6 protein-coding genes and 1 pseudogene are annotated in these 15331 nt (G+C 35.4%); all 7 read right to left on the bottom strand.

Annotation, left to right across the window (positions count from 1 at the left end):
• Positions 1–38: 38 nt before the first annotated feature.
• Positions 39–2017, bottom strand: a pseudogene (locus DX060_RS03520) (site-specific DNA-methyltransferase).
• A 22-nt stretch (positions 2018–2039) separates the two neighbouring features.
• Positions 2040–4922 (bottom strand): restriction endonuclease, encoded by a 2883-nt coding sequence (locus DX060_RS03515; protein WP_115011181.1) that lies wholly within the window; start codon positions 4920–4922, stop codon positions 2040–2042.
• 2 nt (positions 4923–4924) lie between these two features.
• Positions 4925–7795, bottom strand: a complete 2871-nt coding sequence (locus DX060_RS03510; protein ID WP_115011180.1) for a DEAD/DEAH box helicase family protein — start codon at positions 7793–7795, stop codon at positions 4925–4927.
• Positions 7792–8793, bottom strand: coding sequence for a virulence RhuM family protein (locus DX060_RS03505; protein WP_115012287.1), 1002 nt, complete (start codon positions 8791–8793; stop codon positions 7792–7794). Before DX060_RS03505 ends, DX060_RS03510 begins: the two co-directional genes overlap by 4 nt.
• Positions 8794–8801: 8 nt before the next feature.
• Positions 8802–10559, bottom strand: a complete 1758-nt coding sequence (locus DX060_RS03500; RefSeq protein WP_115011179.1) for an ATP-binding protein — start codon at positions 10557–10559, stop codon at positions 8802–8804.
• The gene (locus tag DX060_RS03495; protein WP_115011178.1) at positions 10559–13594 is read right to left on the bottom strand and encodes a site-specific DNA-methyltransferase; all 3036 of its coding nucleotides are present in this window, start codon (positions 13592–13594) and stop codon (positions 10559–10561) included. The genes DX060_RS03500 and DX060_RS03495 overlap by 1 nt, the downstream gene beginning before the upstream one ends.
• An 88-nt stretch (positions 13595–13682) precedes the next feature.
• Complete coding sequence (locus DX060_RS03490; protein WP_115011177.1) at positions 13683–15311, bottom strand: saccharopine dehydrogenase family protein; 1629 nt, start codon at positions 15309–15311, stop codon at positions 13683–13685.
• Between the last annotated feature and the right edge of the window lie 20 nt (positions 15312–15331).

Genomic DNA, 15331 nt, shown 5'->3' with positions numbered 1-15331 from the left:
AGGCGTGATTGTAGCACAAAAGAGCTTGCAAGCTCTCTTCAAAACACCACATATAAGCGTGTTTTTAGGTGGCTTTCAAGGTTAAGATACTCTTGTAAGTCAATATCATCAAAAGCGTTTAGATAGACTATTTCATCGTGTGTTTTGTTTTTGATATAGTCAAGCACTTCTTTATCCATTTGGACGATATAAAGACTATTTTCACATTGATAGAGCTTATCTTTTATAATGGATTCTAGCTTTTTATGGAGCATTTTGCTATCTTGCAAAGCGAGGTTTAGGGCTTTATCTTGTGGGCTTAGGTCTGCGTGGGTGATTAGCCCTAGATTATCATTTTCTTCGCTTACAAGCTCTGGCTTTTGCACCATAGTAAAAAGGCGGAAGTCTAGGTCTAGCTCTTTTGCGCTTAGCAAATCTTGCTTGGTAGCTTTGGCGATTTTAGCGGCTGCTCTTTTTACTCTCTCTATTGTAATATCGCTTATCACAGGATTTTGGCTTTTAAGAGTATTTTTACAAAAATCATAGGCGACTTTACTTTTAGCTTCATCAATTGGCTCATCAAGCTGGACTAGGATAAATTGGCGATTGCCTCCGTCTTCGGCATTTAGCTCCATTACGGCTTGGGCGGTCGTGCCGCTGCCTGCGAAAAAATCAAGCACTATATCTCCCCCCCCCCCCCCGTGTTTGTAGAGATTTTAAGTATATCTTTTATAAGACGCATAGGCTTTTTACCATTTTTAAAAATCACATCGCCTTCTTTATTAATATTCATCATATCTTTATAATAGCCCTCCCACCAATCGCCCCTTATTTTTCTTAATCCAAATTTAGCTTCAAAATCATCGGTCTCGCCAATAGCTTTTGCTAAAGAAACTTCTTGTTTTATTGTTCCGTTAGAAGTTTGAAAAATCATATATTTCTTATAAAAAATTATTTCTTTATTGCTTAACCTTTCTTTTTCTTCATCTGTAAAATCAAAATTTATAAAACAATTAGAATCTTGAAAAATATTTTCAGCATTATCGTGAATATATTTCCTAAAATCCATATCACTAGAATAAAGTTCTGCTATTTTTTTCTGCGTAATATTTGGGTATTTATTTTTTAAAAAATTTACTAGCGTGTCTCGTTTTGGTTTCCCATTTTTAATACTTTCAGGGTCAATATACACACTATAATGGTCGTCCCACTCTTTAGCGGTATAAAGCGGTCGTTGGAATTTAAAATTTTGATTATCTTTTGCATAGCATAAGATATATTCCGCATTTTTAACAATTTGCCCTTTTTGTGCGGATGCCACTTTCATACCTTGTGTTGTGGATAATTCCACGCATAAATTCGCCACAAAATTCTCCTCCCCAAAAATTTCATCACATAGAATCTTTAAATTTGCTTGTTCGTTATCATCTATGCTTATAAATATCACGCCATCATCTTTGAGTAAATCTCTGGCAAGTTTTAGTCGTGGATACATAAAGCTTAGCCAGCCACTATGGGATTTATCTCCGCTAGGGTTGGTTAGGAAGTGTAGCACTTCGCTTTTTTCTAGCACTTTGCCATTGCTATCAAGCTTTAGTAAATCTAGCTCAATTAAAAGCTTTTGATATTCTTTGACAAAGTTATCATCATAGATAAATTTCTCGTTTTTTGTGTTGTAGGGAGGGTCGATGTAGATCATCTTTATCTTGCCATCATAGGCGGATTTTAGGAGCTTTAGGGCGTGGAGATTGTCGCCTTTGATGATGATATTTTGTGAGTGTTTGGGGTCTAGCTCTTTTAGCTCTTTTGTGGTGGGGGTGGAGTATAGGGCGTTTGCTAGAGGCTTACCGATGAAGCTTAGCTCATAGCCTTGCATAGAGCTAGGGCTAAAGCCTAGGGACTGCTCTAGGGCTTTTAGGTTTAGTCGCTCTTCGCTTAGAGTCTGTGGGTGGTGCTTAGTGAGATAGTCTAAAAGGGGGTTATGCTCTTTGGTGGTATCGATGATATGGGCTTTTTTGATGTGGTCTTTTGTGAGTATTATTTTTTCATCTTGTGTTTTTTTAGTTGGCATTGCTTTCTCCTTGTGTTTGTTTTAGGCACTCTAGTAGGGTCTGCTTGTTTATGCGTTTTTTGAAAATGATTTGGATATTGTCATTTTCTAGCTTTTTGCTTAGTTGGGTGAAAAATTTTTCAGCGTATTTGATCTTTTGCATTTCATTTTTTGGGATCTCGTTTTCATCATCATAGCCCTTACTCTCACAGACAAAAAAGATCTTTTTGCCATTGCTATCTTCTAAAAAGTAGGCGAAGTCTGGCTCGTAGTGCTTATAAGGCGTGGGGATGATGAGCTTAGGTAGCTTGGCAAAGACCTTTATAGTCTTAGAATCCACTTTTTCATTATCTTCTGTGATGATGATGCGTTCTATCTTAGAGTCATAAATGATCTCTTCATAGAGATAATTATCCGCTGGTTTGCCGCTTTCATAGTAACGCCCTAGCGTGTGGCGTGGGAGAGTCCCGCTAGAAAAGATACTTTGGCTCTCATTTTTAGCGGTAGAAAAATCATAGCTTATACATTGAAGTAAATTGTGATGAATTTGGTCTTTGATGATGTTTCTTAGTGCGGTAAAAGCCTTTTTAGGAGAGTTTTTAAACTTCTCTTTGTCGCATTTGGCATAAATTTGTAGCAAAAATCGTAGGGGAAGCTTGGCTTCTTTGCTAAAGTCTAGGAGTAGATTTTGCATATCTTTAGCAAAGCTTGCTTGATAATCTATATCGCCTAGTGTTATGGAGTCTTCTGTGATGATAATGTTTTGCTGGGCGTCGTAGCGTTTCCTCTCATAGGTGTAGCTTTCTTTTTCTATATTTGTTTCATTAAATTTTTTGACGGCTTGGTCTATGATGTCTTGCTCTTTAATGCCTTGGTAGGTGATCTTGGCTTTTTGGTTGATTTTCTCCCATAGCTCTTTGAAGTCTTTGGCTAAATTAGGGCGGATGGTAACTTGCTTTGGCTCTTTGTCGCCGCTTTCTACTTGATCGTGCTTGTTTGTGCTTTGGCTTTCTTTGGCTTTGAAAAATTCTAGCACTTTAGGAAAGCTCTCTCCTAAAAGCTCTTTGATTTTATCATCATCTTTGATACTCTCATAAATGGGAGCTTGTATGATGTAGGCTTTTTTCTCTTTGTCATAAGCGATTAGCTCTAGGTCTTTTCGCAAAATATACATAAAATCATCGATTAAATCTTGCTCACCATTTAAAAGGTCGCTTAACTCTTCTTTACTTAAGATTTTATCACTAAGGATATAGCTAGAATCTTCTATTTCTTTTTGCAAATTGCCTATGTAGTTTGACTCCTTTGCACTTACGATAATATCAAGGTAATTAAGCCTATAAAAGCTATCATCATCAAAGTCCATAAATCTATGGGTGATCCTTTTGCCTTTGTCATTGACACATAAGCGAAGTCCCCTGCCTACTTGCTGATGTATGCTTATATCGCTACTTGAGCTTGCAAGCTTGGTAAGAGTAAAAATATTTGGATTATCCCAGCCCTCTTGCAAAGCCCATACGCTAAAGATAAAACGCAAGGGCGTGTTAAGGGATAAAAGCTTTTCTTTCTCTTCTAAAATCATCTTAACCCCTGCGGCTTCTTTGTCATCTTTACTGCCTTTATCGCCGCTAAAATAGCCTTGATGCACTTGCAAATTTCCGCTTTCATCAAAGTCTTGCGCTAGATATGCTCTATAATTTTTATCTAAATCCTGTTTTAAAAGCTCCTCTCTTTTTGCCTTATAAAGCTCTTCAAAAGTGCTTTTGATAAAGGGCTTTTCGCCTCTAAAATCCGCGATATTTGGGATAAAAAATAAGCTTAAAGCCTTAATGCCCTTGGCAAAAAGCCTTTGCTCTTTTTCAAAATGCAAATCAATAGCCTTGCCTAAAAGGGCGGTAAGCTCATCTTCATCTAAATGATAGCTTTCGCCCTTTTTGTCTAGGATTGATTGATCGCTAAAGTAGGCTTTGTCTTTTTCTACTTTGAGTAAGATCGCGCCATTGAGCTGGCTAAAGCTTTCATTAAGCCTTAGCTCTTGCTCTTTTTCTATGCCGCTTTGCGTGTAGGAGAAAATGGCTTTTTTGTCTCTAGCGTGGTAGGACTTTAGGAAAATTTGCGTGGAGCTTGAGCCTATAGTATGGACTTTGACTTGCTTGACAAGATATGCTCTAAATGCAGAGATAGAATCAAGGCAGTAGATCATATTGCTAAGTGCAAATTCTTTGTCATTTGGCTTTTTGCCCTCTTTGGGGAAGGTCGCACCAAAGCGAAAGTAAAGAGAATTAAGCTTAGAAAAATAGCGATGAAACGCTTCGCCCTTTAGCAAATGTGGCTCATCAATGATAGAAATGGGCTTTAGGGCAGCTATGTTTTCAAAAATGCTTTTTGTATTGAAAAGATTTTCATTGTTTTTGTTAAGCAAATTATCTTTCTTATCAATGGCACTATTAGTTAGGATAAGCACACTTAGCTCATCTTCATTTTTGATATAGTGATTGATGATTTGCGATTGCGACTTGCTATCTGTGTAGATATAGGGCTTTAAATGCTTTTTATACTCGCTATAAAAGTAGTCTTTTGTAAGTTTGATATTTTGCTTCACAGATTCTAAAATCGCCTTTCTTGGCACGAAAATGATGAATTTATTTTGCTTAAAATGCTTGTTAAGCTCAAAGATGAGATTAAGATAGGTGAAAGTTTTGCCCGTGCCTGTTTCCATTAGAATATCTAAGCGTAGTTTATCACTGATATTGTGTATCGGCATAGGTGTGTGTTTGTAAAAGTCTTGCAAACATTCCTTTAAATTATCTTGCTTTGTAAAGTCAAAATTTGACAGAATCTCTTTTATGTTGTCAATGCAGTTTTGCTGATACTCTTGTCTTTCAAAAATCATTGTTACTCCATTTTAGTTTGTGTAAATAGCTCGCAAATCTGTGCAGCAATATGCCCTTCAAAATCCTTTGACACATTAGAATCTTTATTGTAATAATACAAAGCTACTTCTATATCTAAACCTTGAAAATCTAGCGTTTTATTACAAAATAATTCTTTAAAGCCCTGCAATTTATCCCTTGCATTTGCTTCAAAGCTTAAGCCCTTGGGATCTACAAAGATGATTTTATAATTCCCGCTTTCTTTATGCTTTAACCAAAAGATAAAATCGGGGTAAAATTTTCTCTGCTCTTGGCTTTGTGTATCAAAATAGGGGATAAAGATAGAATCTAGCTTTTCTACAATCTTGCTAAAGCACCACTCATAATCTTTAAATGCGTTCTTAGAATCTTGTAAATATTTTTGCAAATCCTCTAAAAATTCTACCTCACTTCTCTCGCTAATAGCATAGTTAATATGGATTGTAGAATCTTTATATGATTCTAAAACCATAGGGCTGTAATAGTGCTTTGCTAGCTCTGCTGTGATAACATAGCTATATTTTTCTACTCTTTGTGTTGGTTTAGCTTGGATTTGCTCTGTGTATTCATCTAGTGTGATTTTGCCTTTTTCAAACTCTTTTTTAAGCGTATCTATGCTTTTAGTTTGTTTGCTCTGTGCTAGTTCTTTCACTGCCTTATTCATCTCTTTTATAATCGTCTCACTTAGCCCATCGCCACTTAGCATAAATCCATCAAAATGCGTGATACTATTCTCACAAGGCACAAACTTTTCTAATTCCTGCAAAGGTGCGTGGAAAAATCTATCCATACGATACAAAGCATTTTGTGCTTTAAGCTTTGGCATATTGCCCTTTATCTCTAAGCTTACACTTGCTTCATCACGCATTTTTTGCTGTATCTTTTGCAAAGTGCTAAAGCCTAAATCCGCTCGGTTAATCCCACTTGATACAAGCAAAATATCTTCATCATAAGATTCTATATATTTGCTTAATCTCTCAAAATCATAATGTGAAATCACAAAGGTTTCACTTCTTTTATGAGAGTCTTTGTAGCTTGGGACAAGCAGGGGTTCTAGCGTTTTGTTCCTCTTAAAGCCTGTAAGTTTGCTTTGGAATCTAAAGCCCTCAAGCCCCTCTAAAATCCCCTGAATTGCTTCATTTTCTGTCGCCATAATAAATACACTCTCAATACCTAAACTCCCATCACCTAAAGAATCTTTTTTGTTATACTCTAGCTTATCACTTGCTTTTAGTCGTTTGCGGACATCTTTAAAAGGCTCAATTCTCACCCCTCGCCCTATGGTTTGCAGGACATATTTTTTTGCCTTTTTGCTACCGATATTGATAAAGTTAATGAAATTCACACGATTGCTATCCCACCCCTCGCTAAATACCTTGCTTCCCATCATAATTTGTATGGGCGATTCTATATTATTTAGCCCTTCAAAATACCCTTTTTCTATATCCTCTCCACTTTCGATGCCTAGCCCATTAAGATAGCTTTTCTCCCACTCTTTAATGCTACCGATATTTAAAAGCAAAAAGGGCTTTGTCGCATTTTTACTTTTAAAGGCAAGTTCTTTATTATTCCCCTTAATCTTACAGCACTCTAGGCTTGAAGTCTCTTTAGCATAAAAGATTTGCTCTCTTAAGTCTTTAGAATCTATTTTTGCAAGTTTTTCTAAAAAGTCTTTATTCATCTCTTTTTCAGCGAAATATATTTTGCTAGATTCTAACTTCTTTGCTAGGTTTTTTGCAATCTCACTTATATCTTTAGAATCTTTTAAGATTCCCATAATCGCTTCAAAATACAGCTTAATCCCCGCATCTTTAGTATTGACTTTATCTGCCACAGCGATGATTAAAGGATTGTGATAATGCAGGTTTTCAAACCTTGCTTTTAAGCTTTTTAATTCCTGCTTTATCCCCACAAAAAGGATAAAACTCTCTAGTATCCGCTCTAGTTTTTCATCACTAGAATCCACTTTAGAATCTTTAAAGGCTTTGAGATTGCTATCTAGCACCACGATATTTTTCCCATAGCCATCATTATTAAACTTCTCTAAATTGTAGTTAAAAGCACAAGTAAATAGCTCTATATCATTATCAAAAGTCGCAGAAAAGTTAAAGATAAATCCGTGCGGATATTCCTGCCTTTCTCGCCCTTTTGCTAATTCTCTAATATAGCTTTTTCTTATAGAATCTTTGCTATCGCCCTTATGTGCTTCATCAAGCAAGATATACCAGCCTTTTTCACGCATTAAATCATCATAATTTAGCCTTTTTGCTTTAGAATCTTTACCGACATTTTCCTTTATATCTAGCAAATCACTTCTACCAAGAAACACGACATTTTCAAAGCCTAGCAAACTTTGATTATCATATTCTTTTATCTCTTTACAAGTGATTTGTATTTGTTGATATGTATTAAAGCTTTGTATATGGTTTTTAAACTGATCTAAAATCTTATCATTAGGCACAAGTAGCATTATGGGCTTAGATTCTATCTCGCCGCTTTTCATAAGTCTTTGCATAAGGCTTATAAGCTTTATCATCACAATACTTTTGCCACTGCCTGTCGCCATCCAAAAGCTCGCCATATTGCAAAACTCTTTTATATCTAAGCCTTTTTTAGAATCTAATTTTATAGCGTTGTATTTAAAAGCCTGTTTGTATTCATAGCATAGCTCTTTTGTATCATCTCTATATAGTTTTAAGCTACATAATGCCTTTTGCAATGCTGCTACTTGATACTCTTGCAGACTAATACCTCCATTAAAGCTTACTAAATCAAGGCTTTCAAAAAGATCGCCGAAAGAGTGAATCTTTTTGTCTGTAATGTCTTTTAAAATCAGTGATTGCTTTTTAGTCATTTTCCTACTCTCGTGTTAAGTGTTTTATAGGTAGATTCTAATATCTCTTCATCTTCCTTTTCTGCCTTGAGCAATGCTTCCTTTTTGCGTTGTGTAGCAAATAGCTCATATTGTTTATAAGCGATTTGCTCCATTTGTGCGTTAGAGATACTGCCATTATCTTTTAAAATTTGCATTCCTTGAAAGGTAAGCAAAGAATCCACATTTTGCCTCCAAAAGTCCATAATCAAAGTTTGCTTATCTTTCACTCTAAGTTCTGCTGATTCTAAAAACACATTGACTAGACGATTTAAACTATCTAGCTCCTCTTTTTTTAGATAATTTTTCGCCACAATCACATCGCCCTTACGCACAACGCTACCTTTCCAGCTTGTAAGCCCCATATTCAGCTTTTTTGCGTTTGCTCTCTCACAAATCAGCTCTGCGGCAGTTTTGTGCGTGATAGCGTATAAAAGCTTGTTTTGTGTCTGTGCGAAAAACATCTGCGTTGCCCTATCGCTAGAATCATAATCTACACTCAAAGCAAAAAGTTCTCGCACTTTTTGATAAAACCTTTTTTCACTTGCCCTTATATCTCTAATCTGCTCTAACAGCTCATCAAAATAATCCGTCCTGCCATTTGGATTCTTAAGTCTATCGCTATCTATTAAAAAGCCCTTTTGTAAATAGGTTGTTAAATGTTCATTTGCCCAGATTCTAAACTGCACTCCCCTTTTACTGCGGACACGAAAGCCCACGGCCAAAATCATCTCTAAGGAATAAAATTTCACTTTGTATGATTTGCCATCACTAGCAGTTGTCAAGTATTCCTTGACAACTGAATTCTCTTGCAATTCCCCTTCCTGCAAGATATTTCTTATATGCAAACTTATATTTTGTTTTGAGGTGTCAAAAAGTTTTGCCATAGAATCTTGAGCTAAAAATACACTCTCCCCAAGCTCATATAGCTCTACTTTTATTTTTTTATCTTGTGTGGTGTAGAGAAGGATATTTGGCATATTTGTTATCATAAATATTTTCCTCTTAAAATATCTAAAAATAACTGATTTCTATTTTCCGCATCGTAAATTAAAGAACCATAATCCATAAAATTAATAATCATATTTCTAGCTTCGTAATACCTATAGCAAATGGGATAATTGCTTGAAGTATATATCTTGTTGTATGATCTACCTTTCAGCGATTCTAATACCTCATCATCAAATTTCAAAAAAGCGTAAGCCCAAATTCTTATATTATTTTGAATTAGATTGATATATCTACCATATTTTAATAGCTGTTCCTCTGCTCCTGCAGGAGTAATATCCTTTTCTGGTCGTTTAAATTCTACAAGCAGAATATCAGTGATTTTTTCTTTTTCATAAGTATTAGAAATAATACTCAAAATATCCGGTCTATCTAACTTTGTGGACAGCTCTGGAAAAATATCTTTAATCTGTATGTCACTAAAAATTTTATCATAGCACATAAATCTATCATCAAATAACCAAACATTATTAGTTCTATAGTTTTTTTTATCATCAAATGTTTTTTTAGGCATAAACAAATTATGGATTTCAGCTTCTACACTCCCTTTATCAACAGAGTTTTTTAATTTTTGGATTAATTTATCTCTATCAAACACATATTCAGCCAATTCCGTTTGTGTTACTTTAGCCAATTTAGCTTCATAATCTATTTTTACCTTATTATTATCATCTCTTAAAAAATCCTTATCATCATTAAATTCTTTTTTTGCATTTTCTAACATATCATCTACATTTAATTCATTCCTATTTTCAAAATATACTCCGAGATAAGGCAATTCTTTAATTGATTTTTTTCTATTTTCTTTAATTGTATTTTCTACATCAAAATTATGTTCCACATAAATTGCTTTGAGCTGATTTTCTAATTCATCGTGTATATCGTTCCAACTCAAATCCTCAAATTCAAGCGAATTTTTTCGTTTGGGATAAATTTGTAATTCATTTCTTTCATCATTAACATTTTTATCAAAATAATCGGATTCTAAAATATAAAATATTCTTAAATCTTTTTCTTTTGGCAAATTATATTTACTTTCTTGGTTTAAATCTGAATTTTTTATAACAACCCTATTATTTGCGACATAAAATCCTTCATTTCTAAAATCACTTTCCCCAAAAATATATGATATACTAAAAGAATAATTTTTAATTTTAAATTCTTTCTTTTCAAAATCTGGTATTTCAGCACTCTTAATACTATCCATACATTCATCATTTCTATAAATATCTATTTTAATATGCTTGTTTTCTATTTTAAAATAAGCCAAAAAATGTTCTTTAATTTGTTTTTTAATCTTAGAAAAATCAACAGAAAAATTATCTTTTGGATTTGATAAAATCACTCTAGTTTTATCAAAAAAATCTTTCTCCTTAGGCTCTGTCATACCACTATAGGCAAAATCAAATTCTTTATTTTTACTTATAACCTTTACGCTTTTAAAAAGTTTAAGATATATAAATCTTCCTATACCCTTACAGCCTAATGATTTTTTATAATTACTACGATACTCCCCAAAAGACTTCAAATTTTCTTCATTAAAACCATCACCATTATCAATCACTTCAATTTTATCTATATAGGGAGTTGTGTTTTTATTGTCTAAGCTAGAAGCTATAATTTTAAGCTCAATATATGTGGCATTTGCTTGCATTGCATTTACTATTAATTCAAATATTACATTCTCAAGCTTGACATTTTTTAATTGCTCTACAACCTCTGGTATATTTATTTTCATCACAATTTCTCCCACCACAAAAGATTTTTAAGCTTTGGGTATGAATGCAAGTCTATTTGGTCTAGTGATACAATATCGCCATTGTCAAACTTACAAGTTTCTATACCTTTAGAATCTAAAAATAATCGCTTGATTTTTAGTCCTTGCAAGTTTGCTAAAGTGTGGAATAAGTCAAATTCCTTTCTATATCCACTCATATCTAGCGTGATTGTTTCGCCCTTATTCAGCTTTTTAATGAGTTTGCGGGATTTTCTGTAATCAATGATTTTTTGTGCTTTTTGATAATCTTTAGCGGAATAAATGCTTTGACTATCTTTATAAGTTGCCGTGTATTGTGCTTCTTTGTCATATTGAGGCGAAGCCGAAATATCTCTTTGTGAGTTTGTCGTATCGCTATGCAAACTTGTCATATTGAGCGGTAGCGAAATATCTCTTTTAGATTCTATGTTTTTAGATACTTCAGCTAACGCTTCAGTATGACAAGTGGAGGGGGCTTTGGTATGACAAGAAAAAGGCTTAGTATATTCAGAATCCATAAGCACATATTCACACTCTTTTAATGCTTCTTCATAGGATTCCAACTCATAGTATCTAAATGCCCCACTGCCTTTATAATCGCATTCTTTGCTAATCCCGCTTTGGAATCCTGCGATAACTTTTTTAAGGCGTGGGATAATGACTTTGTAAAAATGCTCTCCCATTTCAATGCCAAGCCATTTACGCCCTAGCTTTTGTGCGGTAGCCACACTCGTCCCACTTCCTGCAAAGAAGTCAAGCACAATAGGCGCTGTCTTTGAGCGATAAATCGCGGATTCTGCGCCAAAGTCTCGGTCATTTAGGCTGACTAAACTCCCTTCGCCTTTGTCTTGAAAACCGCAATTTCTCATCTCAAATACTTCCGCCTTAAAATCTGCCTTTGTAGCTATTTCAAAAATTCTTTTTAAAAGTTTTTCAGGTTTTGGGGTGTCAAAAAGCTTATCATCAAATAAGGCTAAAATTTCTTTTGCAGCGTCTTGATTATGCCCCACTTCCTTATGCTTCCAAATCGTAAGCGGTGTAATACCATCTTTTACTTCACTTAAAAATCTTTTAATTCTAGGCACAGAATCTCCACCATTAAAATAAATTCTATTATCCTTTAAATATTCCTCAAATTTTTCTTTTGAAAGTCTCCAAGAATAACCTTTTGGCGGTAAAATTTTTCTACCGCTGGGCAAAGTAATCTCGTAAATATTCGCTTCTACCGCAGGTCCCACGCTCAAATCTCCACTTGTCCAAACACCTCTTGGGTCGTTATCTGGGTTTTTATATCTTGCATTTGCTTCCTCTGTTCGTGGCAACGGATTTAATAGCACCTTATCAATATTTTTTGAATAGACGCTAATAAAATCGTGGTTAGGAGAAAAACCCTTTCTTAAATTAACAGCAGAAAAAACCTTTTCCCATATTATATTCGCTACAAAATTCTCCTCCCCAAATATCTCATCACATAAAATTTTAAGCCTTGCTTGTTCGTTATCATCTATGCTTATAAAAATGCTTCCATTATCCTTTAAAAATTCTTTTGCTAATTCTAAGCGATTAGTTATCATTGAAAGCCACGATGAGTGATTAAATTTATCTGTGTAGATAAAGCCGTCATTGCCTGTATTATATGGCGGATCAATATAGATTAAATCCACTTTGTTTTGATATTTTGGCATTAGGGAATTTAGGGCTTGAAAATTATCCGCCCTTATTAGCTCGCCATTAAGGATAGATTCTATATCATCAAACACACTTAGAATCTTGTATTTTATCTCTTTGCTAAAATGCCTTGTGTCAAGGGGCAGGAATTTGTATTTTTCATCATTCAATATTTTTTCGCTTATGTTTTGTGCTTGAAAACTCTCATCAATAAGCTTTAAATCCTGCCATTCTTTGATTTGCTTTTCAAAGCCTTTGTCTTTACATATAGAATCTAAAAGTGCGGTATTTTGTGCTTTATCGCTCAATGCTGAATGCCTTAAAATTAAATCAAGGCTAAAGACATAATTTACTACTTTCGCAAACTTAGGCTTTAACCATACAGCCTTTAGCTCATCTTCAAAATCGCCTATAAGCCCTATTATCTCTAAGGCGATATTGCGAATCTTTTGTAAATGCGAAATGGATTTTACACTCCATTCTTGAAACTCGCTGTCTTTATAAAGATAATGATAAAACCATAAGTCAAACTGCTCTTGTAAAAATACCCTTGCATTTTTGTGGATAAAAAAATCTACTTCATTTTGCTTTTTATAGCTTGCAAAAAGCTTTTTTATGTGTGCTTCATCTAGGGGGAATTTATGTGCTTTTAGGGATTTTATAAAATCTTCGCTCAACTCGTTGCTATTTTCTTTAAACACAGCATTAAGATCGGGGAATAAATCCTTTTGACTTAAAACCTTGATATAAATGGTGGGTATAGAATCTTGTGTATCTGTGCTTGTTTGCTCGATTTTATCAAGTTTGAAAATAAGCTTTCGCTTGGTATTATCGGCATTTTGCCTATACTCACTTGTATCAAAGTAGATTTGGGTTAGCTCATTTTCATCGCTTAAAGTAAGGCTTGTATAAAGCGTATCACTTTTGACATAGTATAAATCTTTTGTTTTATAAAAAAGGCTTGTATCTTTGGAGTTGGTATAGACTTTTGCATAAATGTTTTTATACAGCGGTGTATCGTGGAAAAATGGCGTGCCTGTATCATTAAGATAGCTATCAAAGAAAGTGTAAAGCTTGTTGTAAATATCGTGTGAGTTAAAATCATCATTTGGGATAGCAGAATCTAGGTAGGCTTTTATGTGAGAGAAATACTGCTCTTTTATGCTTAAAAGATTGCTAAAACCACTTTGCGCGTTTTGTGCTGTGGTCGGCTTTTTATTTGCCTTATCTTGTGCGTTGCTTGTATTGCTTTGCGTATTTTGTGCTGTATTAGCCTTTTCATACACTTTTATCTTTGCACCCAGATAACATTCCTCTAATCTGCTATAAAATGCCTTTTTGTAGTCCATTGTTTGCCTTTGCGTTTTTATGTGCTTTTGCTAGTCATAAAGCTTAGTAAAACTTCCCCATATCTTGCTTAAACTATCCCATATATCTTTACTTTCTCCCATCTTCTAGCACTTTGAGATTGCCACTAGATTCTATTTCACACACAACATAAGGGAGACCTTGAGCGTTTAATTCTTGCATAAAGGGGTCGGGGTCGTTTTGCTCCATATTCCACACGCCACTACCATTGCTAGAATCTATGCCTTGTGTTTCCCCACCTTTTGGCATATCGCTGTTATCTGCGTTGTTGGGCGTTTTTGGCTGGTTTAGCCCCCATTTATCCTCACATATAAGCTTTGCTCCAATCATTGCCGGCACACCTGTGGTATAGCTCACACCTTGCGCATTGACTTCTTTGTAGCAAGTCTCGTGATCGCAAATATTATAGATATAAATCGTGCGTTCTTTCCCATCTTTCACGCCCTTCATATAGCAGCCAATGTGCGTTTGCCCCTTTGTGCGAGAAGCTAGACTTGCAGGATCTGGCAAAAGCGTCTTTAGCACTTCGATAGGCACGATTTTGCCGCCCTTGTGTGCTACCTCATCAATGCGTAAAAAGCCGATGTTCTCTAAGACTTTCATATGTGTGAGATAGCTCTCGCCAAAGGTCATAAAAAAGCGGATTTTTCGCAAACCTTTGATATTGCGGATAAGCGATTCCAACTCTTCGTGGTAGAGTAAATAGCTATTTTTCACGCCAACTTCTGGGTAGTCCCACTCTTTCATAAGAGCTAGGGGTGCAATATCTCGCCACTCTCCGTTAAAGTAAGATTCTACTTTCAAATCCTGCGTATTAGAATCTAGCGTAAAATGCTTCCCTTCTCTCTCAAACTTGCGATAAATGGTGTCTTGTCTTAAATCTGGATTCAAGGCTAAATCTGTGCTAGAAACTAAGCTTGTAGAATCCATACTAGAATCCACTTTTTGAGATTCCATATTGCTAGAATCTTGGCATTCTAAGGATTGAGATGATAAATTAGGGTTGTGCGAGTCTTGCGAATGAGACGCACTAAGCGTGCGTTGAGACGAGCAAGGCGAAGCACTCCCTGATTTATCGCTCAATACTGAATGCCCCTTTACCCAATAGCGTGCCTTAGAGCTAACCTCTCTTAGATTGATTTCAGGGTTAAAATTAGTCGCAAACGCATAGCCGTGATCCCCCGCATTACAATCCAAAATATCAATGCTATAAATCTCATCAAAATAATGCTTCTGTGCGTAAGCACAAAATACATTTGTAACACCCGGATCAAACCCACTGCCAAGCAACGCAAAAATCCCTGCTTGTTTGTAGCGTGTATCATACGCCCACTGCTCTTTATACTCAAAATGCGCGGAGTCTGGGTGCTCGTAATTTGCCGTGTCTAAATAATGCGTTTTTGTGCGCAAACACGCTTCCATAATTGCTAAATCTTGATAAGGCAATGCGACATTTACCACGAGTTTTGGGCGATATTTTTCAATCAAAGCCACCACAGACTCCACACTATCGGCATCTACAGAGTCTATCTCAATCTCACCTAAGCCCTTTTGGCGGATAGAATCTGCTATCGCTTGACATTTGCTAAGGGTGCGAGAAGCTAAGATAATGCATGAAAAGCTCTCTCTATTCATCGCCATTTTATGCGCTACTACGCCTCCAACTCCACCAGCCCCGATTTGTAAAACACAAGCCATAATCGCTCCTTTTAGATAAT

This window comes from Helicobacter canis (assembly GCF_900451095.1).
In the GTDB taxonomy this organism is placed as follows: domain Bacteria; phylum Campylobacterota; class Campylobacteria; order Campylobacterales; family Helicobacteraceae; genus Helicobacter_B; species Helicobacter_B zhangjianzhongii.
Note: the sequence above shows the minus strand (reverse complement) of the source record. Positions and strands in the feature narration are given on the sequence as shown.

Excerpts from the sequence above, each read along its gene's own strand:
- DX060_RS03515 (WP_115011181.1), bottom strand. The coding sequence starts at position 4,922 with ATGATTTTTGAAAGACAAGAGTATCAGCAAAACTGCATTGACAACATA.
- DX060_RS03510 (WP_115011180.1), bottom strand. The coding sequence starts at position 7,795 with ATGACTAAAAAGCAATCACTGATTTTAAAAGACATTACAGACAAAAAG.
- DX060_RS03505 (WP_115012287.1), bottom strand. The coding sequence starts at position 8,793 with ATGCCAAATATCCTTCTCTACACCACACAAGATAAAAAAATAAAAGTA.
- DX060_RS03500 (WP_115011179.1), bottom strand. The coding sequence starts at position 10,559 with ATGAAAATAAATATACCAGAGGTTGTAGAGCAATTAAAAAATGTCAAG.
- DX060_RS03495 (WP_115011178.1), bottom strand. The coding sequence starts at position 13,594 with ATGGACTACAAAAAGGCATTTTATAGCAGATTAGAGGAATGTTATCTG.
- DX060_RS03490 (WP_115011177.1), bottom strand. The coding sequence starts at position 15,311 with ATGGCTTGTGTTTTACAAATCGGGGCTGGTGGAGTTGGAGGCGTAGTA.